The organism is Synechococcus sp. R60.1 (genome assembly GCF_047461835.1).
Classification (GTDB): domain Bacteria; phylum Cyanobacteriota; class Cyanobacteriia; order Thermostichales; family Thermostichaceae; genus Thermostichus.
Genome location: NZ_JANSIA010000022.1, coordinates 1 through 22,967, shown reverse-complemented (window position 1 = coordinate 22,967; position 22,967 = coordinate 1). Strand labels below are relative to the sequence as shown.

The 22,967-nt window shown below is 59.1% G+C and carries 17 protein-coding genes; 9 read left to right on the top strand and 8 right to left on the bottom strand.

Annotated features, from left to right (window positions below):
* Positions 1–96: 96 nt before the first annotated feature.
* Positions 97–1,725: a bifunctional pantoate--beta-alanine ligase/(d)CMP kinase gene (locus NW834_RS04970; RefSeq protein WP_414419771.1), complete on the bottom strand. Its 1,629-nt coding sequence runs from the start codon at positions 1,723–1,725 to the stop codon at positions 97–99.
* Between the two features lie 62 nt (positions 1,726–1,787).
* Complete coding sequence (gene petG, locus NW834_RS04965; protein ID WP_011433989.1) at positions 1,788–1,901, bottom strand: cytochrome b6-f complex subunit V; 114 nt, start codon at positions 1,899–1,901, stop codon at positions 1,788–1,790.
* A 146-nt stretch (positions 1,902–2,047) separates the two neighbouring features.
* On the opposite strand from petG, the gene NW834_RS04960 reads away from it, so the two are divergent.
* The gene (locus NW834_RS04960; protein ID WP_414419766.1) at positions 2,048–3,460 is read left to right on the top strand and encodes a 2-succinylbenzoate--CoA ligase; all 1,413 of its coding nucleotides are present in this window, start codon (positions 2,048–2,050) and stop codon (positions 3,458–3,460) included.
* On the opposite strand, the gene NW834_RS04955 is transcribed toward NW834_RS04960, so the two are convergent.
* Positions 3,457–4,065: a DnaJ domain-containing protein gene (locus NW834_RS04955; RefSeq protein WP_414419765.1), complete on the bottom strand. Its 609-nt coding sequence runs from the start codon at positions 4,063–4,065 to the stop codon at positions 3,457–3,459. The two genes, NW834_RS04960 and NW834_RS04955, sit on opposite strands and share 4 nt — an antisense overlap.
* A gap of 241 nt (positions 4,066–4,306) precedes the next feature.
* Between NW834_RS04955 and NW834_RS04950 the strand changes: the two genes are divergently transcribed.
* Positions 4,307–5,062: an ankyrin repeat domain-containing protein gene (locus NW834_RS04950; protein ID WP_414419764.1), complete on the top strand. Its 756-nt coding sequence runs from the start codon at positions 4,307–4,309 to the stop codon at positions 5,060–5,062.
* A 1,165-nt stretch (positions 5,063–6,227) separates the two neighbouring features.
* Here NW834_RS04950 and NW834_RS04945 read toward each other — a convergent pair.
* The 3 genes from NW834_RS04945 to pyrR form a co-directional block, all read right to left on the bottom strand.
* Positions 6,228–6,800 carry a metal-binding protein gene (locus NW834_RS04945; protein WP_414332394.1) on the bottom strand — a complete coding sequence of 191 codons (573 nt, stop codon included), beginning with the start codon at positions 6,798–6,800 and terminating at the stop codon, positions 6,228–6,230.
* Positions 6,801–6,879: 79 nt separating this feature from the next.
* Positions 6,880–7,851, bottom strand: a complete 972-nt coding sequence (locus tag NW834_RS04940; protein WP_414426234.1) for a putative 2-dehydropantoate 2-reductase — start codon at positions 7,849–7,851, stop codon at positions 6,880–6,882.
* A gap of 51 nt (positions 7,852–7,902) precedes the next feature.
* The gene (pyrR, locus tag NW834_RS04935; protein ID WP_011433996.1) at positions 7,903–8,451 is read right to left on the bottom strand and encodes a bifunctional pyr operon transcriptional regulator/uracil phosphoribosyltransferase PyrR; all 549 of its coding nucleotides are present in this window, start codon (positions 8,449–8,451) and stop codon (positions 7,903–7,905) included.
* 156 nt (positions 8,452–8,607) lie between these two features.
* Here pyrR and NW834_RS04930 point away from each other — a divergent pair, with 156 nt between their 5' ends.
* The 3 genes from NW834_RS04930 to NW834_RS04920 all read left to right on the top strand — a co-directional run bounded on the left by NW834_RS04930 (position 8,608) and on the right by NW834_RS04920 (position 10,589).
* Positions 8,608–9,744, top strand: a complete 1,137-nt coding sequence (locus NW834_RS04930; RefSeq protein ID WP_414419715.1) for an RNA-guided endonuclease InsQ/TnpB family protein — start codon at positions 8,608–8,610, stop codon at positions 9,742–9,744.
* A complete protein-coding gene (locus NW834_RS04925) occupies positions 9,629–9,958 on the top strand; it encodes a zinc ribbon domain-containing protein (RefSeq protein WP_414419716.1) in 330 nt (109 codons plus the stop codon). Before NW834_RS04930 ends, NW834_RS04925 begins: the two co-directional genes overlap by 116 nt.
* Positions 9,959–10,058: 100 nt before the next feature.
* Complete coding sequence (locus NW834_RS04920; protein ID WP_414419717.1) at positions 10,059–10,589, top strand: pentapeptide repeat-containing protein; 531 nt, start codon at positions 10,059–10,061, stop codon at positions 10,587–10,589.
* 84 nt (positions 10,590–10,673) lie between these two features.
* Here NW834_RS04920 and NW834_RS04915 read toward each other — a convergent pair whose 3' ends face one another.
* On the bottom strand, positions 10,674–11,387 hold the full coding sequence (locus NW834_RS04915; protein WP_414419718.1) for a heme oxygenase (biliverdin-producing): 714 nt from the start codon (positions 11,385–11,387) through the stop codon (positions 10,674–10,676).
* 593 nt (positions 11,388–11,980) lie between these two features.
* Between NW834_RS04915 and rpoB the strand changes: the two genes are divergently transcribed.
* The 4 genes from rpoB (at position 11,981) to NW834_RS04895 (ending at position 22,080) form a co-directional block, all read left to right on the top strand.
* The gene (gene rpoB, locus NW834_RS04910) at positions 11,981–15,400 is read left to right on the top strand and encodes a DNA-directed RNA polymerase subunit beta (RefSeq protein WP_414388676.1); all 3,420 of its coding nucleotides are present in this window, start codon (positions 11,981–11,983) and stop codon (positions 15,398–15,400) included.
* Positions 15,401–15,515: 115 nt separating this feature from the next.
* Entirely contained in the window at positions 15,516–17,399 is a 1,884-nt protein-coding gene (locus tag NW834_RS04905) for a DNA-directed RNA polymerase subunit gamma (protein ID WP_414373598.1), read from the top strand.
* A gap of 63 nt (positions 17,400–17,462) precedes the next feature.
* Positions 17,463–21,377, top strand: a complete 3,915-nt coding sequence (locus tag NW834_RS04900; protein WP_414426233.1) for a DNA-directed RNA polymerase subunit beta' — start codon at positions 17,463–17,465, stop codon at positions 21,375–21,377.
* Positions 21,358–22,080: a uracil-DNA glycosylase gene (locus tag NW834_RS04895; RefSeq protein ID WP_414351370.1), complete on the top strand. Its 723-nt coding sequence runs from the start codon at positions 21,358–21,360 to the stop codon at positions 22,078–22,080. The genes NW834_RS04900 and NW834_RS04895 overlap by 20 nt, the downstream gene beginning before the upstream one ends.
* Here NW834_RS04895 and tenA read toward each other — a convergent pair.
* Complete coding sequence (tenA, locus tag NW834_RS04890; protein WP_414416477.1) at positions 22,077–22,736, bottom strand: thiaminase II; 660 nt, start codon at positions 22,734–22,736, stop codon at positions 22,077–22,079. The two genes, NW834_RS04895 and tenA, sit on opposite strands and share 4 nt — an antisense overlap.
* Between the last annotated feature and the right edge of the window lie 231 nt (positions 22,737–22,967).

Genomic DNA, 22,967 nt, shown 5'->3' with positions numbered 1-22,967 from the left:
ATGAGAGAGGGATCAAGCTGTTCAAACCGGCCAGCTCCCTGAAAATCATGCGGAAATCTGACTTGTCCCGTTGATTTAGTCTTGATTGAGTCAAAGCTACTGATCTAAACGGGCCGGGCCAGATCGCTCCAAAAGTTGCCGGTACAACATGACAATCTTGTCTTGCACCTCGGATTGGCTCAGGTGATCTGTGTCGATCAAGATGGCATCGGGGGCAGGCCGCAAGGGAGAGATGAGCCGTTCGCTGTCGCGGCGATCCCGCTGCTCGATTTGCGCTTTCAATTCTTCGAGAGGCACCATTTGCCCTTGGGCTTGGAGTTGGTGTTGCCGACGCTGCGCCCGCTCCCCGACAGAAGCAGTCAAAAAGACCTTCAACTCTGCATCGGGAAAGACGTGGGTGCCGATATCCCGCCCCTCCAAGACAGCACCGCCATCCCGGCCAATGCTGCGTTGCCGCTTCACCAGCTCCTGGCGTACTCCCGGCACTGCCGCCACGTGAGAGACCCAGCGGGTCACTTCCGGAGAGCGAATGGCCTGGGTAATTTCTTCGCCATCGGCCCAGATGCGGGTCGGCTCTGTCGAAGAGGTGCCACTCTGCAGGGTGAGCTGGGTTTGGGCGGCCAGTTGGGTCAGTTGCTCGGCATCGTCCAAAGGGATCCCCCGTTGCAGTGCCAGCCAGGTGATGGCTCGATACATGGCCCCCGTGTCCAAGTACAAAAGCTGCAGCTGGGCGGCTACTGCCCGCGCCACGGTGGATTTTCCGGCTCCAGCCGGGCCGTCGATGGCAATCAGCGGGCGACGCGGGGGAGAGGTCGTGCCGGAAGAGGGCGGTGCCGCATGCTGGACTCTCTCCGGCGAGGGATCCCCTTGCTCTGGGGAAAGGAGCAGGTTGTCGATCAGGCGAGTCTGCCCCACATAGGCAGCAATGGCCAGCAGGCCCTTGTCTTCCACCCGCGGCAGCGGCTGTAGCGTTTGGGGATCCACCAATTCCAGGTACTGCAGTTGCAGCTCTGGGGTATGCTCCAGCTCAGCACGGGCGGCGGCAAGGATCCCTTCTGCTGAGGGATCCCCGGCCTGCCAATGGTCATATCCCCGACGCAAGGCCCGGTACAGTCCGGCAGCCACCTGTCGTTCAGCAGCAGAAAGGTAGCGGTTGCGGGAGCTACAGGCGAGGCCATCGGCTTCTCGCACCGTGGGGCAGGGAACAATCGTGGTGGGTATTTGCAGATCCCGAACCAAACGCTGAATGATCGCCAGTTGCTGGGCGTCTTTTTGGCCGAAGTAGGCCCGCTGCGGCTGCACCAGGTTCAGCAGTTGCAGCACAATGGTGGCTACACCGCGAAAGTGGCCAGGTCGGTGGGGGGCGCAGAGGGTCTGCAGAAGGGATTCGGGGGGCATGACCCAGGTGCGGTCGCTTCCGGTTGCGGGGTCGGCTCCCATCTCCTCCGGGTCGGGCGCAAACACCACATCCACACCTGCTGCCTCGCACAAAGCTCGGTCCCCCTCTTCGTCGCGGGGATAGCGATCCCAGTCTTCGTTGGGGCCAAATTGCAGCGGATTGACGAAAATGCTGACCACCGTGTGGTCACACTCTTGCCGGCAGCGGCGGATTAGGCTGAGATGGCCCTCATGCAGGGATCCCATCGTGGGCACCAAGCCGATGGTGGATCCCCGCCAATTGGCTATCTGCTCCCGCAAAGCAGCGACTGTGCGCAGCCAGTGCATCGCCATGCCACCTCAATCTCTCTCTCCCCTATGGGTTTTCTCCAACCCCCCAAAGGCTGCTCCTATAGACCGATCTTATTGCTGCGTTGATATTGCCTGTAGGCTGCCACGAACAAGCCCGCCAAGGTGACCACCACCATGCCCAAGACGATCCCCAACAAAATCGGCTCGATCACAACACAGACCTCCCAGTTCAAACCTAGATCATGATAAGCCAAGCCCAAACCTATCCTCACCGTTCCTTGCCAAGGAAATCGAGGGGGGATCCCCTAATAAAATGCAGGGGATCCGCGAAGCCGTTGAGATGGCATACCCATAGCCCATGAGGTCAATTGTCTTGTCCGGGGATGGCGGAGACTTGAAGGAGTGCCTGTCCAAACTGGAAGAGCAACTGCGCCCTTTGGCAGACAAGGCCGTTCCCCTACTGGTGGCGGACTCGCATCCAGTGCAGGTGTGGGCGGCAGTTTTGACCTGCCAACGCTTGGGGATCCCGCTGTTCCTGGGTAATCCCCACTGGGGAGAACGGGAATGGGGACAGGCTTTGGCGGATATGGGATCCGGCTGGTGCTGGCGCCAGGGCCGACTGGAAGGGGATCCCGCCCCCTTGAATCTGCGCCTGCGGGATTTGCGGGAAGCTGTGCCCAGCTCCCATTGGCCGTTGATCGGCATCCCCACCGGTGGCTCCGGCGGCCAAGTGAAATGGGCCATGCACTCTTGGCTGACCCTCAGCGCCTCGGCCAAAGCCCACCAACAGCACTTTGCCGTCGGGCCTGTACACAGCTATTGCCTTCTGCCCCTGTACCACGTCAGCGGCTTGATGCAGGCAGTCCGCTCCTGGCTGAGCGGTGGGCAGTGGGTTGTCTGGGATTGGAAACGGCAACAGCAGGCCGAGTCTTGGGATCCCCCTCTGCCGGGGAGCTTTCTGTCGCTGGTGCCCACTCAGTTGCAACGGCTGTTGCTCAACGCCCATCCAGCGGTCTTGGAGAGCCTGCGCCAATTTCGGGCCATTTTGGTTGGCGGTGGCCCCACCTGGCCCAGCTTGCGGCAACAGGCCCGGCAACTTCACCTTCCCCTTGCCCTCACCTACGGTATGACCGAGACCGCCTCCCAGGTGTGTACGTTACTGCCAGAAGCCTTTTGGCAAGGGAGCGACAGTCTGGGTCGGCCTCTGCCCCACGCCACGCTCCAGATCCGCAGCGAAAAAGGGGATCCCCTGCCCCGCCATGCTGTGGGCTACATTCACATTCAGGCAGAGTCGCTGGCACTGGGCTACTACCCGCACCTAAGTGCTACGCACCGCTTACGCGAAGGGCAACAGCAAGGCTTTACCCCCGGCGATTTGGGCTATCTAGACCGACAGGGATCCCTCTATTGGTTAGGTCGAGCCGATGACCTAATCCTAACCGGCGGGGAAAAGGTGATGGCTGCAGAAGTGGAAGGGGAGATCCGAGCCAGCGGCTGGGTGGAAGATGTGTGCGTGTTGGGCCTACCGGATGCCGAATGGGGGCAGCAGGTGGTGGCGGTGGTCGTCCCCAAAACAGGGATCCCGGCAATCCCCAAAGAGCTGGAAATGCACCTGAAGCAACACCTGAGACGCCAACTGAGTCCCTTCAAGCACCCCAAGCACTGGCTGTGGTGTACCGGGATCCCGCGCAACCCTCAGGGCAAAGTCAACCGCCAACAACTCCGGCAGTGGGCAGCTCAGACGTTGGGGATCCCAACGCAGGCAAGTTAGCGGGATCCCTCCCGAATGCCCAGACGGGCTAAATCTCGCTTGATTTCAAAGGCCAATTCTCGGTTGTGCGGCTCCGTGGCCAAAGCTTTTCTCAAGTAGGCTTCCGCCTGCTGATAGCGCCCCTCGTAGATCAAATGGTTGCCGAAGCGCTGGTAGGCCAACGCCAAGATGTGGATGGCCTCGCTGGAGTTGGGAAACCGTTTCAGCAGCGCCTCCGCCTGGGCCACCGCCGTGGGCAACTTCCGCTCCCGCCAGGCTGCCTTAACGCGGGCAATCCCCTCCTTGAGCCCTTCCGGATTGGGCCGCTCTGCCGATGAGGGGCTTATGCTGCGAATGACCACCCGCCTTTCGCCGGCAGCAGGAGAGCTGGGTGGAGATTGACGTTGTGCAGATTGACGTTGTGCAGATTGACGTTGTGCATCGTAGCGCCGCCGCTGCTCAGGGTCGCTCAGCACTTGGTAGGCTTGGTGGATTTGTTGGAAACGCTCTCGGGATCCCTCCCCTGCCACATCAGGGTGAAACTGCCGCGCCAACCGTCGAAACGCCTGTTTAATCTCTTCAATGTCCGCTGCAGGAGATAGGTTCAGGATCGCGTAGTAATCCATAAACGGTGGCGCAACTAAGGGATCGGGAAAAGACCTGGCCAAAAACCAGCTCTAGTCTATCGCTGCGGCCCCGGCTTGACCAAGGGATCCCACCAAGCGCTTGGTTCTCCCGCTTCCCTCAGCAGCAGGGATCCAGTGTTAGACTTTGCCCAAGTTGTTTGGAGCCTCCATTCCGGCCTATCGAGGATCCCTTCCTGTTGCCCAACTTCATTGCAACTTGGCTTTTTTATTTCTATCTGTTATGAGTGAAGCGCTTCATCAAGCTCTTGCCAATCGAGATCTAAAACAATTATTGGCTCATTTGCAGCGGGGGGAAGATGTGAATGCTGTCGATGCTCAGGGAATGACCTTGCTTCACAAAGCGACACTCCTTGGCCATCTGGGACTGCTGGACTTGCTCTTAGTATATGGCGCCTCCCCCAATGCCTTAGATCCCACAGGTGCTACCCCTCTCCATTTGGCTGCCGCCAGCGGTCAGGTCAAGCTGGTGGAGCGTCTCTTGAGGGCAGGCAGTGATATCAATCTCCCAGATAACTATGGCTATACCCCTCTCCATTGGGCTGCTTTAACCGATCAGGTAGAAGTAATCGGTCTGCTCATCCAAAAGGGAGCCAACACCGGTCGTGTTCTCCACTGGGCCACAGCTACCGGTCGAAAAAGCATTCTGGCCCGCCTACTATCCAAGGGAGCGCCGGTGGATGCCACTGACGAAACAGGCCGAACCCCTCTGCATGAAGCCGCCACCCGAGGGGATTTGGGCATCGCTCGCTTTCTGCTCTTGTACGGGGCCAATGCCAATGCGCGCAACCGATTCGGGGCGACACCGATGCACTGGGCTGCTTGGGAAGGGCATATCCAAATCCTGGAGCTTTTGCTGGAAAATGGAGCCGAACTAAACCCTCGCAATGAAGATGGGCATACCCCCTTGGCCTATGCGCAGAAACGCCAACATAGACTGGCTGTCCAATGGTTACAAGATCGAGGGGCAACCCTTTAGTATCAGGTTTGGGATAGAGAATAAAACAAGAGTTGATGGAAATTCTAGCCGCTTTGGGTCATAGGACATTCAGGCTTCCCCCTCTCTCACAAGACAGGGGTTGAAGGTGAGGGTAATCTCTACAGAAAAAAGGAGAGAGGCTGTTAGGCTTTCCTCCCTCCAGTCTCTTCGTCGCGGTTAGCGTTAACGCCAGCTAGATTCTAACTGATTCTTCCACCTGATTCAACTTTTTTCTAGAGTTTCTCTTGAGCCCAACATAAATTTTTGAACGACAAAACAAGACATAGGACAGACAGTTTGTCCCAAAAGGTTGGTCTTTTTCCTTAGCTTCTGACAAGTTTGCAAAGGAAACTAGAGCAGCAATCTTTGTATTCGGTCTTGTCTTCCGGTTCCCGAAGCCAGATTGCCCCCTTCCAAAGCCATAACCCTCAGCCGCTGTTGCTCCTTTACACTGCCACCTCCACAGATTGACATGAGCAAGCAAAAAATCTCTCTATCAACTGATTCTGACTCTCATTAGCACAGAACCTTGCTTAGCCTTGGAGAGGAGAAAAAGGGATCCCTGCTGACGCAGATGGCCAGCTCTGCCAGCACAGGATCCCTGCCACATCCAAGACAAGAGAGGAAGACTGATGGATATGACTCCACCACTCAACTGAGTAACAGCATAGCTTTATTGAGATTGAATCGCAATACCTAGCCAACGTAAGAGGAAATGTTCTTGACAAAACTGCTTCAAGTAGTCGTTTCAAGTTAGGGTGAGACGCTTGGGCTACTGAGGAGAGCCTTCTGATTCCCTGTATTCAAGGCTTTAGGTATGGGTGCAGTGTCCCAGTTTGAATCGAAATGGCCACAAGCAGAGTACCTGGGCTAAAGGGTAATTGGCCAAGATTTGCAGTTTCAGCCCTCTTGAGAGGATAGGTCGCGGAGTTGTGGGCACAGCACAGGTTCAAGGGGGGGTGAGGGGCTGATAGCAGTCGTGGTTCTTATTACCCTCTATTTCAACTGCTCGCGTAGCGGGCCGGAGGCCTTAGCAGGAAGCAACCGGTCGTTTGTTTCACCTTGACGGTGAGATAAATGACTACGCGTTGCGGAACAGTAGGTAACCTCACTGCCATTCAAATGCCGTGGCGGGCGAAAAATCAAACCTTGGCCCAATGGATCCCTAGCCACGATAGCTGAGTCGCCTGGCAGGAGATCGAACCTGACGGCGTTTTCTGCGCCAGCGTTTCCAGCGGGAGACCATCCAGTCGCTTAGGCTGTGGTTCACCGATCCCAGTTCCAACCCCATCCCAATCCAAAAGAGCATCTCGGCGTGAACTTGCAGCAATTGCCAGAGATCGCTGCCCCACACCCAGGGTTGCCACATCCACCAGCCCAACCGGGATCCCAGCCAAGCCCCCAGCAGGCCAGCTCCTCCTGCCCATAGGCTCAAGTACAGCACCCGCACGGCAGTGCCCACGATGGGCCCATGAGACCAAAAGGAGCGATGCCGTATCCACCTGCGGTAGGGCAGCCAAATCCAACGCAAGAACAGCCAGCGTTGATACTGTCGGGAACAGGTGTCCAGATCTCCAGAAAACATCAGGCCGCTGAACAGATAGGCGGATCCCACGGCCAGAGCAACTGTGGTGCTGTTCCCCAACACACCGGCGGCTAGGGTGATGCCGGGGGCCGTCCAGAGGGTAATGCGATCGTGGGTGGATCCCAGCGGCATAAAGCCAGAGCAACAGTACACGACTGCGGCTCAGTCTACCCGCAAGCAAAGGAGAAAGCCTGCTCCAGCCCTGGGATCGCTCCGCCGGATCTTGAAAAACTTAAGCCTGCTGCTCCCCAGGGATCCCTCGATTCAGGCGATCCAACACCTGCAACTGTCGGTAGAGCATTTCAACCCGTGGCAGATGGATCCCAGCTTGTCGAGCGTACTGCAGGGGGTTGCCGAAGATTGCCTGCAGCTCCAGGGGACGTTTGCGCTCATAGTCGATTTTCATGCTGGTGCGGTAGGGGGCCATTTTCTCGGTATTGGTGAGCATTTCTTGGATCAGGGAGTCGGGAAGCAGGCGATCACAAGCTGCAGCTCCCTGTATCACCTCCTGCATCAGCGTTTCCGCCAAAGCACGGGCCTCAGGGTCTCGAATCATTTGCTGAGTATCGGCATTGAACACCACCGAGAGGCCGTTGAAGGGAATATTCCAGACCAGTTTCTGCCAGCGGGCCAACATCAAATCTGGTGAGAGCGAAGTCGGGATCCCTGCCCGTTGAAAATCGGCTTGAACTTGTTGAAGGCGGGGCGTGATCCCTTGGGGGGCATAGCCAGGGCCGTATTCTGCCAGCAGCACCGAACCGTAATCCAGATGGTGAATGTGGCCGGGGCCAACCTTATTGGAGCTGATGAAGCAGAGGCCCCCCATGACCCGCTCTGGGCCAACGCAATCGGCAATCTCGGGCTCCACCCCCAGCCCATTTTGCAACAAGATCACCACGCCATTCTCGGCCAACACAGGCGGGATCAAGTGCGGCAGAAGCGCATTTTGGGTGGCTTTCAAAGCCACGATCACCCCTTCGCAAGCGGGCATGTCCTCCACGGCTGCGTAGGCATTCACCTGGGGCAAATGAAAATCCCCCCAGCAGGACTGCACCCAGAGGCCGCTTTGGCGAACATGGTCATAGTCGCTGTGCAGCAGAAAATGCACCGCAAAGCCCGCCTGTTGCAATTTCGCCCCATAAAATCCTCCCAAAGCGCCCGTGCCCAAAACAGCGTAGCGGCGGGTTTCCGGCAACCAAGACATGGCAGTGAGTTTCGGCAGGTCATCCCCAAAATACCGCACCCCAGCGCCGGCTCAGGACTTGATCTTTGCCGTTTTGTCTATCAACAGCACCCGCTCTTCCGCATCGGTTTCCCGCAGATGGACTCTCACCGTTTGCTCCGGTTCTGTAGAAAGCTGACAACCGCAGTAATCGGGCTGGATGGGGAACTGCCGGTGACCCCGGTCGATCAACACCGCCAATCGCACCCGTTCCGGTCGCCCAAAGTGGTTTAGGGCCTCCAAAGCTGCTCGCACGGTGCGACCGCGAAAGATCACATCATCCACCAGCACCACTTCTTGGCCGGTCAGGTCACGCGGCATTTCGCTGCGATCGGGGGTGCGCAACCCGCCGGCGCTCAAATCGTCGCGGAAAAAAGTGATGTCCAGCTCCCCCACTTGGGGCGGGATCCCCAGCAGAGTGGCAATCCGATCCCGCAGGCGGTAGGCCAGGGGAACTCCCCGGGTGCGAATGCCGATCAACGTCAACTTTTGGAGGTGGGGATGATCCCTGCCGATCGCCTCTGCCAGACCCTCGATCAGCCCGGCCAACTGCTCCGCATCGAAGACCTCGATCTCGGACATGGATCCCTGTCGCCCCCTCGCCAATCGCGGATCTGGTCTGTAGAAGACTTTAACAAAACGCGCGGAATTCCCCACCCTCTGTAGGGTGGGGATGGATAGCGCCACTGGATTTGTGGAGCACTCAGAACTGGGGCAGGTGGGGGTAGGATAACGCATATGGCAACCAGAAGGCAGACCTTTCGACTGTATCCCAGCAAAGCTCAGGAAAAGGCTTTGCTCGAGGCTCGTCGTCTGCACTGCTACCTCTACAACGCCTGTGTCAGCCACCGGGAAACCGAGTACAAGCTCCACCGCCGAACGGTGACCTACCTGGAACAGCAGAACCTACTCCCCGAATTCAAGCAGGTGTGGGTGGAGTTTGCCCAACTGAACTCCCAAGCCCTGCAAGCTACCGTCAAGCGGGTGGATTATGCTTACCAACGGTTCTTTCGAGGACTGAGTAGGAAGCCGAGGTTCAAGTCCATTCGCCGGTATTCGGGCTGGACGTATCCTGCTCGGTCGGGGTGGAAGGTCAACAGCACGGGGAAGCATGGCACGGTCACACTCAATGACTTGGGCATTACCCTGAAAATGCGCGGTCAAGCCAAGCATTGGGGCGTGCCCACTACGCTGACCCTTGTCTACAAGCCGTCCCGGCGGCAGTGGTTCGCTTCGTTTACGGTTGAGGTTGCCATACCAGAGCCTAAGTTTGGGTCGCAGTCGGATTTGCGATATGAGTCCATCGTTGCCTATGACTTGGGTACAGAGACCGCCCTGACCCTGTTTGACGGGGCGGAGTTTCAGGAGATTGCCAATCCCCGCTTTACCCAGCGGAGTGAGGCGAAGATACGCGAGCTTGCCAAGTTGAAGCGGAGAAAGCGCGCTCCGAAGAAGGGTGTCAAGGCTTCCAGAAGGTGGAAGAAAATCCACCGGCGGGAAGCGCAACTCAAAGCCAAAGTTGCCCGTCAGCGCAAAGACTGGCAACACAAAGTTACGTCAGAGATAGCTTGTCGTTATGGCGAAGCGCTCCGCGCCGCCGTAGGCGAACGGCGTAACGGAGAAGCTGCATGTCAAAGGGATGACCCGCAAGGGTGGGAAGCGCAAGGCAGGGCTAAACAAGTCTATTCTGTCGGTGGGGTTCGGTACATTGAACCAGATGATTACCTACAAAATCGAGCAGAAAGGTGGTTTAGTTCTCGTGCTTCCTACGCAAGCCATCAAGCCCTCGCAGCGCTGTCCCAAATGTGGGGCAGTCCACAAGGAGTGGGCGGACTTGAGCAACCGCTATCATGTCTGCTCTGGTTGTGGGTTTGAGGTACCGAGGGATCGTGGCTCGGTGATGGTGATGTACAACGTTGCCACTAATCGGCAACCGGGGTTGGGAACCGGCCTCGTGAGTCTTGGATGCTTCAGCTCTACTTCAAAGTCCTGCGGGTCTATGAAGCACCTGGGGCAGAGGAAGAGACAGAAACTTCACCGTCAAGCGAATGGGGCATCAGAAACCCCATCCGCCTATGCGGTGGGGTAGTTCATGATAGCCCAATCTGCCGGCGGGATCTCCATCCGGTAAGATAAAACCAGAAGCAATTCCCAAGCCATGTGAGGTTTCCTTGAGGGAGGGATCCACGATGTCTGTTGCTTGGCTGGCTTCGGTTCTGGCGAGGCGGTCTTGGCTGAGCCGTTTCCTGCGGGGGATAGTGCTTTGCGGGCTGATACTCTGCCTGGGGGTTACTCCGCTGGGATCCCCGGCCCAGGCAGAGGACTACACCAAACGAGATCTGCAGGGGGTGAGCTTTGCAGGGCAAGACCTGAGCGGCTGGAAGTTTCTCAAGGCCAACCTGCGCCAAAGCGATCTCAGCCACGTGAAGGCGGCAGGGGCAAACCTATTCGGGGCCAATCTCAGCAAAGCCAACTTGCGCGGGGCCGACCTGCGGGGGGCCACTTTGGACATGGCCAACTTACAGGGTGCGGATCTGCGAGAAGCGCAACTGCAGGACAGCATGATGTGGCTGGCCCGAGTCGAAGGGATCCAAATTGATGGGGCCGATTTCACCAATGCCTTAATACGCCAAGACGCCCTCTCCATCCTCTGTGAACGGGCCACCGGCGTTAACCCTGTAACCGGTCGGGCCACCCGCGACACTCTTGAATGTGACTGATCCTCACCCCCGGCTCTTCTCCCAGAGGGAGAGGGGAGATAGGCAGCAGAACCCATCGCCTCACTGCCCTCTGGAATCCGGATTTTAGGAGCTGGGAGCGGCTGCCTCAGAACGGGTGGGCTTGCGTTGAAACTGGCTGAGCAGAGAGTTCCAGGCCAAGCGGGCCATCGACAACAGCCAATTGCCCTCCAACTCCCTAAACAGATCCATGTTCAGCTTGAAGGCATAGTTGGCCTCTGCCACAATGCGGTCGATGGTGGTTTGATCCAGCTCCAACGCATCCAGCTGGGCGCGGTAGCGCTGCTTGAATTTGCCCTCATGAGGGATCTGCTCGAAATCGTAGAAGGCCGTTCCTTCCCCCTGCGGCAAGCCCATGGCCCGGCGGGCGATGTTTTTGAGGATTTGGCCACCCGACAAGTCACCGATGTAGCGGGTATAGGCGTGAGCGATCAGCAGAAGCGGATCTTTTTCCACCACTTCCCGAATGCGGTTGACATAGACCTGGCAGGCAGGGGAGGGCTTGACCAAAGAGCGCCAGTTGGGGCCAACAAAATAATTTAAATCCTTCTCCAGGCTGGCCTTGCGCCACAGCTCTGGGTAGTAGAGCCGGCCCACCAGGGGGTGCTCTCGCAGTTGGGCAAAGCCTTCTTCCAAAGCGCTGTAGACAAAGTAGAAATTGCCCAGGTAGCGGCTGTAGGCCCGTTTATCCACCACTCCCTTCAGGAAACACTTGATAAAGACCATGTTCTCGGCCATGGTGTGGGACTGCTTGGTGCCCTCTCGCAACTGGGCCGACAAGCTGTGGTCCCGGTTATACAGATCACTTTTTTTATTCTGATTGTTCTGACTTTGACTCACAAAACCCTCCTCGCCAACAAACTGTGCTTCATTAGATCACCCGCAGATCACCCGCAAGCCATCCCGAGGTTCCCCCAGCCTGAGAAGCTTTGTAAACCCATTCCCGATCCTTTCTCATGATTGATGGCTCCGCGTCTTGCCCCCTAGCCTGCATCAACAGCGTGCATCTCAAAAGCGACAAAGACCGGCGCCGCGTCCACCCTGGCGACCGGCTGAGCCTGTCAGAACCACCCCTCCGATCCCCACGGTCGACCGGAAATCCGAGCTGGAGCAGCGGATGATCCGCAAAAACGGTTAAAGATTAGAATAATCTGCTTGAGTGTGAATGGATGTGAACAATCCTTAAGGCATGGCGGAAACCGCCCCTGCCCCGGCAGCCAAAAGGGGATCCCCAGCGGTTTTGCCGAGATTTTCCAGGTGCGCCCCCACGGGATCCGGACAGCCCCTCGACCTTTGTAACGTTCGTTGACGATCGTTGGCGGGGTTTCTATAATGGAAGGCCTGACTGCAGCGCGACCCCTCCCGAGCAACGCATGACACAATTAGCAGTGCCATCCCCTGTCGCTCCTACCTTTCCTGACCTGGTGGAGATTCAGCGGGAGAGTTTCTTGTGGTTTTTGCGAGAAGGGTTTGAAGAGGAGCTTCTCAGCTTTTCCCCCATCATCGATTACACTGGTAAGCTGGAGCTGCACTTCCTGCCTGAATATCGCCCTGGGGATCCCTCCAAAGGGTACAAGATCAACCGCCCCCGCTACGACCCTGAGGAGGCCAAGCGGCGGGATGCCACCTATCAAGCGCAGATCCGGGTGCCCACTCGCCTGATCAACAAAGAGACCGGCGAGATCAAAGACATGGACGTCTTCATCGGCGAACTGCCCTTGATGACGGATCGGGGCACCTTCATCATCAACGGCGCCGAGCGGGTGATCGTCAACCAAATTGTGCGCAGCCCCGGCGTCTATTACAAATCGGAGCTGGACAAAAGCGGGCGTCGCACCTACAGCGCCAGCCTCATCCCCAACCGCGGTGCCTGGCTGAAGTTCGAGACCGACAAAAACGGCCTGGTGTGGGTGCGCATCGACAAAACCCGCAAGCTCTCGGCGGCAGTTCTGCTGAAAGCCTTGGGCCTGAGCGACTCCGAGATTTACGACAACCTGCGCCACCCCGAATTCTTCCAGAAAACCATGGAGAAAGAGGGGCCCTACACCGAAGAAGAAGCCCTAATGGAGCTGTACCGCAAGTTGCGGCCCGGGGAACCCCCCACCGTATCGGGTGGCCAGCAGTTGCTGGAATCCCGCTTCTTCGACCCCAAACGCTACGATTTGGGCCGGGTAGGGCGCTACAAGCTGAACAAAAAGTTAAACCTCAACGTAGCCGAAAGTGTGCGGGTGCTTACCGTCACCGACATTTTGGCCGTCATCGACTACCTGATCAATTTGGAGTACGACATCGGCCATGTGGACGACATCGACCACCTGGGCAACCGCCGCGTGCGCTCCGTGGGCGAGCTGCTGCAAAACCAGGTGCGGGTGGGCCTGAATCGCCTGGAGCGGATCATCCGAGAACGGATGACAGTCTCCGAGTCGGAAAACCTCACCCCGGCCTCTTTGGTCAACCCCAAACCCTTGGTGGCGGCCATTAAGGAGTTCTTCGGCTCCAGCCAGCTCTCCCAGTTCATGGATCAGACCAATCCTCTGGCGGAGCTGACCCACAAGCGGCGGCTATCTGCCCTGGGCCCCGGCGGCCTGAGTCGGGAACGGGCCGGCTTTGCCGTGCGGGACATCCACCCCAGCCACTACGGGCGCATCTGCCCCATCGAAACCCCAGAAGGCCCCAACGCCGGGTTGATCGGATCCCTGGCCACCCACGCCCGCGTCAACCAGTACGGCTTTATCGAAAGCCCCTATTACCGGGTCGAGAACGGCGTGGTGCGCAAAGATCTGGGCATGGTCTACCTCACTGCCGATGAAGAGGACGAGTACCGCGTAGCCCCTGGGGATGTGCCGGTGGATGCCGAAGGCCGCATCACTGCCGACTTGGTGCCGGTGCGCTACCGCCAAGAGTTCACCACCGCCCACCCCACAGAAGTGCACTACGTCCAAGTGGCGCCGGTGCAGGTCATCTCGGTGGCCACCTCCTTGATCCCCTTCCTGGAGCACGATGACGCCAACCGTGCCTTGATGGGAGCAAACATGCAGCGGCAGGCGGTGCCCCTGCTCAAGCCGGATCGGCCCTATGTGGGCACTGGCCTGGAAGCCCAGGCGGCACGCGACTCCGGCATGGTGGTGGTGTCGCGCACCAATGGCGTGGTGACCTATGTCTCTGCCGACGAAATCGTGGTGCGGCCAGACGACGGCGGGGATCCAATTGTCTATCGCCTGCAGAAATACCAGCGCTCCAACCAAGACACCTGCCTCAACCAGCGTCCCCTTGTCTATACGGGGGATCGGGTGGTGGCTGGCCAGGTGCTGGCGGATGGCCCGGCGACCGAAGGGGGCGAGTTGGCTTTGGGCCAAAACGTGTTGGTGGCCTACATGCCCTGGGAGGGCTACAACTACGAAGATGCCATCTTGATCAGCGAGCGGCTGGTCTACGACGATGTCTTTACCTCGGTACACATCGAGAAGCACGAGATCGAGGCCCGGCAAACCAAACTGGGCCCTGAGGAGATTACCCGCGAAATCCCCAACGTGGGGGAAGATGCCCTGCGGGACCTGGATGAGAACGGCATTGTGCGCATTGGGGCTTGGGTGGAGGCCGGCGACATTTTGGTGGGCAAAGTCACCCCCAAAGGGGAGTCGGATCAGCCCCCAGAAGAGCGGCTATTGCGGGCCATTTTCGGGGAAAAGGCTCGGGATGTGCGGGACAACTCGCTGCGGGTGCCCAACGGCGAGCGCGGTCGGGTGGTGGATGTACGCATCTTTACCCGCGAACAGGGGGATGAGCTGCCTCCCGGCGCCAACATGGTGGTGCGGGTCTACATTGCCCTCAAGCGCAAAATCCAGGTGGGGGACAAGATCGCGGGCCGTCACGGCAACAAAGGCATCATCTCCCGCATCTTGCCGATTGAGGACATGCCCTACCTAGCGGACGGCACACCGGTGGATGTGGTGCTCAACCCCTTGGGGGTGCCTTCCCGGATGAACGTGGGCCAAGTGTACGAGTGCCTGCTGGGCTGGGCAGCAGAACATCTGGGAGTGCGCTTCAAGCTGATGCCCTTTGATGAGATGCACGGTTTAGAAGCCTCCCGTCTGACGGTGGAGGCCAAGCTGAGGGAAGCCCGAGAGAAGACCGGCAAGGACTGGATCTTCAACCCGGAAGGCAGGTACTGCGGCAAAATCCAGGTGTTTGATGGTCGCACCGGGGAGCCCTTCGACCAGCCCGTTACGGTAGGCCGCGCCTACATGCTGAAGCTGGTGCACTTGGTGGATGACAAGATCCATGCCCGCTCCACCGGCCCCTATTCTTTGGTGACCCAGCAACCGCTGGGGGGCAAGGCGCAGCAGGGCGGCCAGCGCTTTGGGGAGATGGAGGTGTGGGCTTTGGAGGCGTTTGGGGCAGCCTACATCCTGCAGGAGTTGCTCACCGTCAAGTCCGACGACATGGTGGGGCGCAACGAGGCTCTCAACGCCATTGTCAAGGGCAAGCCGATCCCTCGACCCGGCACGCCGGAGTCCTTCAAGGTGCTGGTACGGGAGTTGCAGTCCCTCTGCCTAGATGTGTCTGTACACAAGGTGGAGGTGGACAGCGAAGGGCAAACCCACGATGTGGAAGTGGATCTGATGGCCGATACCTCCAACCGTCATACTCCCTCTCGACCCACTTATGAATCGGTTACGGCTGAGGATCTCTCGCCATCACCCGCCTTTACCAGAGTGCTCCGCACCGCTGACGCGAATGCCAGCCGCAGCCTTGAGGAAGATGAGGACGAGGAGGAGGAAGAGGACTTTTGAGGGTTGAGAGCGCTCCCCACCCCTGACGCGAACGTGACGGGGATCCCCTTCAACCCACGAAGGAGGGTGGGGCTTCCCTCTCCTTTGGGTTCAGCAAGCCAGGAGGAAAACGGCGATGGCCAAAACAGAGCAACGCTTTGACTATGTCAAAATCGGCTTGGCTTCTCCAGAACGGATCATGGAGTGGGGCCAGCGCACCCTGCCGAATGGTCAAGTGGTGGGGGAAGTCACCAAGCCCGAGACCATCAATTACCGCACCCTCAAGCCGGAGATGGATGGTCTTTTCTGTGAGCGCATCTTTGGGCCGGCCAAAGACTGGGAATGCCACTGCGGCAAGTACAAGCGGGTACGGCATCGGGGGATCGTCTGCGAGCGCTGTGGGGTGGAGGTGACCGAGTCGCGGGTGCGCCGCCACCGCATGGGCTACATCAAGTTGGCCGCTCCGGTCACCCACGTTTGGTATTTGAAAGGGATCCCCAGCCACATTGCCACGCTGTTGGACATGCCGCTGCGGGATGTGGAGCAGGTGGTATACTTCAACGCCTACGTAGTGGTGGATCCGGGCAATGCCCAGAATCTCTCCTACAAACAACTGCTGACGGAGGATCAATTCCTCGAGATCGAAGATCAGATGTACGAGGAGGGATCCGAACTGCAACTGCCGGAGAACTGGGCGATGATCGGGGCGGAGGCCATCGAGCGCCTGCTCAAGGATATCGACCTGGAAAAAGAGGCGGAGCAACTGCGGGAGGAGATCACCACTGCTCGCGGCCAAAAGCGGGCACGCCTGATCAAGCGGCTGCGGGTGATCGACAACTTCATTGCCACCGGATCCCGTCCGGAGTGGATGGTGTTGCGGGTGCTGCCGGTGATCCCGCCGGATTTGCGCCCCATGGTGCAGTTGGATGGGGGCCGCTTTGCCACCAGCGACCTCAACGATCTCTACCGTCGTGTGATCAACCGCAACAACCGTCTGGCCCGGCTGCAGGAGATCATGGCGCCGGAGATCATTGTGCGCAACGAAAAGCGCATGCTCCAGGAGGCGGTGGACGCGCTGATCGACAACGGTCGGCGGGGGCGCGTAGTGGCGGGGGCCAACAACCGTCCCCTCAAGTCCCTCTCCGACATCATCGAGGGCAAACAGGGGCGCTTCCGGCAAAACCTGTTGGGCAAACGGGTGGACTACTCCGGACGTTCGGTGATCGTGGTGGGGCCCAGCCTGCGCATGCACCAGTGCGGCCTGCCCAAAGAGATGGCCATCGAGCTGTTCCAGCCCTTTGTCATCCACAAATTGATCAAGCGGGGCATCGTCAACAACATCAAGGCCGCCAAAAAGCTGATCCAAAGCAACGACCCGCAGGTTTGGGATGTGCTGGAGGACGTGATCGACGGCCACCCGGTTTTGCTCAACCGCGCTCCCACGCTGCACCGCCTGGGGATCCAAGCCTTTGAACCGATCCTGGTGGAGGGAAGGGCGATTCAACTTCACCCCTTGGTCTGCCCTGCTTTCAACGCCGACTTCGACGGCGACCAGATGGCGGTGCATGTGCCCCTGTCGTTGGAAGCCCAGGCGGAAGCGCGCCTGCTGATGCTGGCCACCAACAACATCCTCTCCCCGGCCACCGGCGCTCCCATCATCACCCCCAGCCAAGATATGGTGTTGGGGTGCTACTACCTGACGGCGGACAACCCCCACGCGCCAGATATTGGCGATCGCTTCTTCGCCAGCTTGGAAGATGCTCTCATCGCCTACGACCGCGGCGCCATCGGCCTGCACAGCAAGGTCTGGGTGCGCTACCACGGCCCGATGGAGTTGGGCAAGGGCGAAAAAGAGTCCGAGCCGCAAATCATCGAAGAACCGGGCGGCATTCGCCTCAAGATCACCAACTACCGCCGTATCCGCGAAGATCAAAACGGCAACGTGATCAGCCAGTACATTCGCACCACGCCGGGCCGGATCATTTTTAACAAGACCGTGCAAGATATTTTGTCTGCGTAGTTCATCCTCTGCCGTAGGACGGCTCTTCTCTCCCCTCTCTCCTCTTCTCTCTAGCGAGGCATCATGAGCGAAAAAGGACGATTTTCCGCTGGCCTGGCGCGGCAGGCTGCCGACGGCAACAAAGCCGACGCCCCTTTGCCCCCTGTGCCCTTTCGCAACTATCAAATTGGCAAAAAAGAGCTGCGTAACCTGATTGCCTGGTCTTTTGCCCGCTACGGCACAGCCCGCACCGCTCAGATGGCGGATGCTCTGAAGACCCTGGGCTTCAAATACGCCACCCAGGCAGCCGTCTCCATCAGCGTCGAAGATCTGCGCGTTCCCCCCAGCAAGCGGCAGTTGTTGGCGCAAGCGGAAGCCGAGATCGAGGCGGCCACCGAGCGCTACACCCGCGGGGAAATCACAGAGGTGGAGCGCTACCAAAAGGTGATCGACACCTGGAACCAGATCAACGACCAGATCAAGGAGGAGATGCTCAGCAACTTCCGCCAGAACGATCCCCTTAACTCCGTCTACATGATGGCCAACTCGGGGGCGAGGGGGAATGTCTCCCAGGTACGGCAGTTGGTGGGCATGCGCGGCCTGATGGCCAACCCCCAGGGGGAGATCATCGATTTGCCCATCAAAACCAATTTCCGCGAGGGCCTGACCGTTACCGAATACATCATCTCTTCCTATGGGGCCCGCAAGGGTTTAGTGGATACGGCCCTGCGCACCGCCGACTCCGGCTACCTCACCCGCCGCTTGGTGGACGTGTCTCAGGATGTGATCGTGCGGGAATCCGACTGCGGCACTGAGCAGGGCATCCTTCTGGAATACCTGATGGACGGGGACAAGGTGGTGGTGTCTCTGGAGGAGCGCTTGGTGGGCCGAGTGTTGGCGCGCGACGTGGTGCATCCACAAACCCAGGAGATCCTCGCCCGCCGCAACCAAGAAGTGGATCACGACTTGGCTAGAACCATTGCAGAGGCTGGCATCCGCCAGGTGATGGTGCGTTCTCCCCTCACCTGTGAAGCCAACCGCTCCGTGTGCCGGATGTGTTATGGCTGGAGCTTGGCCCACTCCCGCCTGGTGGATCTGGGGGAAGCGGTCGGGATCATCGCCGCCCAATCGATTGGGGAGCCGGGCACCCAGTTGACCATGCGCACCTTCCACACGGGAGGCGTGTTTACAGGGGAGGTGGCTCGCCAAATTCGCGCCCCCTTTGCTGGCATCGTGCGGTTCCCGAAAAATCTGCGCACCCGCCCCTTCCGTACCCGCCACGGCGACGATGCTCTACAAGTGGAGGTAAACAACCAAATCATCTTGGAAGGCCCAGACGGGCAACGGGAGTCCTTCGACATGACCCAGGGATCCACCCTGCTGGTGCGGGACGGAGCCCAGGTGCAGCGGGATCAGTTGATTGCAGAGGTGTCCCTGGCCAAGGCCAGCCGCAAGAGCACCGAGAAAGCCCAGAAAGAGGTGGTGGCCGACCTGGCTGGAGAAATTCGCTTTGCCGATCTGCCCATCGAGGAGAAGACTGACCGCCAGGGTAACACCACCTACACTGCCCAGCGGCAGGGATTGATCTGGGTGATGTCTGGACAGGTGTACAACCTGCCTCCGGGGGCCGAGCCGGTGGTGAAAAACGGGGATCGGGTGCAGGCGGGGGATGTGATCGCCGAAACCTCGCTGGTGACGGAGCATGGCGGTATTGTGCGGCTACCGGAGCGCAGCGACACCAGAAGTGGGCGCGAGGTGGAGATCATCAACGCTTCGGTGGTGTTGCGGGAAGCACGGGTACGGGTGGAATCCCACCAGGGGCGGGAACAATTTTTGCTGGACACTTCCAGTGGGCAGACCTTTGTTCTCAAGGCTACTCCGGGCACCAAAGTGGGCAACGATGAGGTGGTGGCGGAGCTGATCGACAACCACTTCCGCAGTCAGACGGGAGGCTTGGTGAAGTTCGCCGGCATTGAGGTGGCACGGCGCGGCAAGGCCAAGCAAGGTTACGAAGTCATCCAGGGCGGCACCCTGCTGTGGATCCCGGAAGAGACCCACGAGGTGAACAAGGACATCTCCCTGCTGAACGTGGACGATGGCCAGTATGTGGAAGCAGGCACTGAGGTGGTGAAAGACATCTTTTGCCAGAATGCCGGTGTTGTCGAAGTCATCCAGAAGAACGACATTCTGCGGGAGATTGTCATCAAGCCGGGATCCCTGCATCTGGTGGACAACCCCGCCGACTTGGAAGTGAAAAGTGGCACCCTAATCCAGCCCGGGCAACCGGTGCTCAGCAGCATCGTTCCCGACCGACTGGTCTACCTGGAACACGTGGAAACTCCCGAAGGCCCAGGCTTGCTGCTGCGTCCGGTGCAGGAGTACGAGATCCCCGACCGGCCCTTGGTGCCCACTCAAGAGTCCACCAGCGAGTCCGGTCGCTCCATTCGTCTGCGGGCGGTGCAGCGGGTTCCCTTCAAAGATGGGGAGCGGGTGAAGTCGGTAGGCCCTGTAGAGCTCCTGCGCACCCAACTGGTGCTGGAAATCGATACCGACGCCCCACAACTGAAGGCCGATATCGAGCTGATCCAAGATGAGAAGGATCCAGATATTCGCCGCCTGCAACTGGTGATTCTGGAAACCCTGTTGCTGCGCCGCGACGTGGAAGCGGATCTGACGCAGGGGAGTACCCACACGCGGCTGTTGGTGAAGGAAGGAGACTCCATCGCCAGCGGAGATGTTATCGCCCGCACCGAAATCCAAGCCAAAAAGGCCGGGATCGTCCAAGGGATCCGCGAGGGAGCGGAGGTGGTACGGCGGGTGCTGGTGATTACCGACGACGATCTGGTGCAGGTGCCCCTGACAGGTTCAGCCAGCGTGGCGGTAGGGGCGCTGGTGCGGGCCGGAGATGAGCTGGCGCCTGGGATCCCTTCTCCACAGTCAGGACAGGTGATGCAGATAACGGACGGCCAAGTCCTGTTGCGGATGGCGCGGCCCTACTTGGTTTCTGCGGGTGCCATTCTGCAGGTACGGAATGGCGATCTGGTGCAGCGGGGGGATTCTCTGGCCCTCTTGGTGTTCGAGCGGGCCAAGACAGGGGACATCATCCAGGGTCTGCCACGGATTGAGGAGCTGCTGGAGGCCCGCAAGCCCAAGGAAATGTGTGTTCTGGCCAAGCGGCCCGGCACCGTTCAACTGAGCTGGCGCGGAGAAGAGCCAGATCTCAAGGTCATCGAAGCCGATGGCACGGTTAGAGACTATCCTGTGCTGCCGGGGCAGAGCTTGATCGTGGTAGATGGACAGCCGGTGGGGGTGGGGGATCCCCTAACCGATGGCCCTGCCAACCCCCACGACCTCTTGGAGATCTACTACGAGTACCATCGCCAAACCTTGGGAGATGACCAAGCCGCACGGTTGGCTCTGCGGGAGGTGCAGCGCTTCTTTGTCAACGAAGTGCAGAACGTCTACCGCTCCCAGGGGGTGGAGATCTCCGACAAACACATTGAGATCGTGGTGCGCCAGATGACCTCCAAGGTGCGGGTGGATGATGGTGGCGACACCATCCTGTTGCCGGGGGAGCTGGTGGAGTTGCGGGAAATCCAGCAGATCAATGCCACCATGGCCATTACTGGAGGAGCGCCGGCCAAATACACGCCCGTCCTGCTGGGGATCACCAAGGCCAGCTTGAATACCGACAGCTTCATCTCAGCGGCCAGCTTCCAGGAAACCACTCGCGTGCTGACTGAGGCGGCCATTGAGGGCAAATCCGACTGGCTGCGCGGGTTGAAAGAAAACGTGATCATCGGGCGCTTGATCCCGGCAGGCACGGGCTTCACCACCTACGAGGAGATTGCCGCCGAGCCGGAGCCTGACGAAGAGGAGGAAGAGCCTGCGGTGTTGCCGGAGCTGCCGCCTCGTTTGATCTTGGAAGATGATCAATTGATCGACGATTCCACCCCTGCCTTCGACGAGCTAGAGGAGGATGACGACGAGGAGGAGTGAGGCGCTGGGTCTCCAGGATTGGGCCACTTTGCAAACTGAAATCGTCAGTTGCTGCCGCTGCCCCCGCTTGGTGGCCTGGCGAGAGTCAGTCGCCCTTCAGAAGGTGGCCCGTTTTCGCGACCAGCTCTACTGGGGCCGACCGGTGCCAGGGTTCGGGGATCCGCAGGCGCGGCTGTGGGTGATCGGGTTGGCGCCGGCAGCCCATGGGGGCAACCGCACCGGGCGCGTGTTTACCGGGGATCCCAGCGGGGACTGGCTGTTTCGCGCCTTGTACCGAGCTGGCTTTGCCAATCAGCCCACCTCTACCCACCGAGAGGATGGCCTGCAATTGCAGGATTGCTACATCTCGGCAGTGGTGCGCTGTGTGCCCCCGGAGAACCGCCCCACCGCCATAGAAGCCAAGACCTGCCTGGGCTACCTGAAGCAAGAGCTGGAGCTGCTAACCCAGGTGCGAGTGATCCTGACGTTGGGGCATTTTGCCTTCCAACACGCTCTGACGCTCTTGCCACCTCTCAGGCCCCGTCCCCGCTTTGGCCACAACTGCGTTATTCCCCTGGCAGAGGGTCGCTATTTGCTGGCGTCTTACCATCCCAGCCGGCGCAACACGGCCACACGGCTGCTGACGGAGCCGATGTTGGATGCCGTTTTCGCGCAAGCCCAGCAGTTGCTGTCTGGTAAGCCAGCCCGACCGGCTGAGGATTAGGCGGGTTGCCAAGATTCGAGGCGATAGGCACTGTCCCAAAACAGCCATTCCAACCGGGAGGCAGTGACAAAAGCTGCCCTCATCTTTTCCCGCAGCGGTTCTGTAGCCTGCTGAGCGACGGAGTCGGTGATGTCCAAAGCCTGCTGCACCACTTGGGCAAATTCTTCCCCGGCGTAGGTGTCGATCCACTGTTGGTAGGGATTGTCAGGCTGCGCGGTGCGATAGATGGTGGATCCCACCTCTCGGTAGATCCAAAAGCAGGGCAGCACAGCGGCAATGGCCACCTCATAGGGATCCACAGCCGCCGCAGCCAACAAAAAACGGGTATAGGCGAAGCAGGCAGGGGCATAGGCTGTTTCGGGTTGAATGTCGTAGAGGCGAAAATAGCTTTCGTGCAGGCTGCGTTCGGCCACAATGGCTCCCAGGGCAAAGTTCAAGAAACTCACCACCTGCTCAGCCCCTTCGGAACGAGCTCCAATCAAGGCCAGGGCGCGGGCAAAGTCGGTGAGATAAAGAGCATCCTGCTGCAAGTAAAACTGGAACCGCTGCCGCGATAGGCTGCCCGCTGCCAACTCTCGGTTGAAGGGGTGATCGAGGATTTGCTTGTAGATGGGCTGAATGGCTTGCCAAAGGTGGGCTGTAAAGGACTGGGGCATGGCGACCGTCTCTCGGCGTTTGGTCTTCAGCTAGAAATTGCAGGAGCCCCGCACTGTACCTATAAAGTCAGTGTTGGGAGGAATGCTATAATAATACTGCGGGCACCAGGAACGGTTTTTTTTAAGGCACTGGTAACGGTCGATTGGGGGTGCAGTAAACCACCCCAGAGGCTCGTGGTTGGCTTGCTAACTGCAGGGCTACTAAAAGCCCGCTCCGTACCGCCTAGCGGT

What these genes read in the sequence shown, in the direction of transcription:
- NW834_RS04970 (WP_414419771.1), bottom strand. Translation starts at nt 1,725, where the DNA reads ATGCACTGGCTGCGCACAGTCGCTGCTTTGCGGGAGCAGATAGCCAAT.
- NW834_RS04960 (WP_414419766.1), top strand. Translation starts at nt 2,048, where the DNA reads ATGAGGTCAATTGTCTTGTCCGGGGATGGCGGAGACTTGAAGGAGTGC.
- NW834_RS04955 (WP_414419765.1), bottom strand. Translation starts at nt 4,065, where the DNA reads ATGGATTACTACGCGATCCTGAACCTATCTCCTGCAGCGGACATTGAA.
- NW834_RS04950 (WP_414419764.1), top strand. Translation starts at nt 4,307, where the DNA reads ATGAGTGAAGCGCTTCATCAAGCTCTTGCCAATCGAGATCTAAAACAA.
- NW834_RS04940 (WP_414426234.1), bottom strand. Translation starts at nt 7,851, where the DNA reads ATGTCTTGGTTGCCGGAAACCCGCCGCTACGCTGTTTTGGGCACGGGC.
- pyrR (WP_011433996.1), bottom strand. Translation starts at nt 8,451, where the DNA reads ATGTCCGAGATCGAGGTCTTCGATGCGGAGCAGTTGGCCGGGCTGATC.
- NW834_RS04930 (WP_414419715.1), top strand. Translation starts at nt 8,608, where the DNA reads ATGGCAACCAGAAGGCAGACCTTTCGACTGTATCCCAGCAAAGCTCAG.
- NW834_RS04920 (WP_414419717.1), top strand. Translation starts at nt 10,059, where the DNA reads ATGTCTGTTGCTTGGCTGGCTTCGGTTCTGGCGAGGCGGTCTTGGCTG.
- rpoB (WP_414388676.1), top strand. Translation starts at nt 11,981, where the DNA reads ATGACACAATTAGCAGTGCCATCCCCTGTCGCTCCTACCTTTCCTGAC.
- NW834_RS04905 (WP_414373598.1), top strand. Translation starts at nt 15,516, where the DNA reads ATGGCCAAAACAGAGCAACGCTTTGACTATGTCAAAATCGGCTTGGCT.
- NW834_RS04900 (WP_414426233.1), top strand. Translation starts at nt 17,463, where the DNA reads ATGAGCGAAAAAGGACGATTTTCCGCTGGCCTGGCGCGGCAGGCTGCC.
- NW834_RS04895 (WP_414351370.1), top strand. Translation starts at nt 21,358, where the DNA reads ATGACGACGAGGAGGAGTGAGGCGCTGGGTCTCCAGGATTGGGCCACT.
- tenA (WP_414416477.1), bottom strand. Translation starts at nt 22,736, where the DNA reads ATGCCCCAGTCCTTTACAGCCCACCTTTGGCAAGCCATTCAGCCCATC.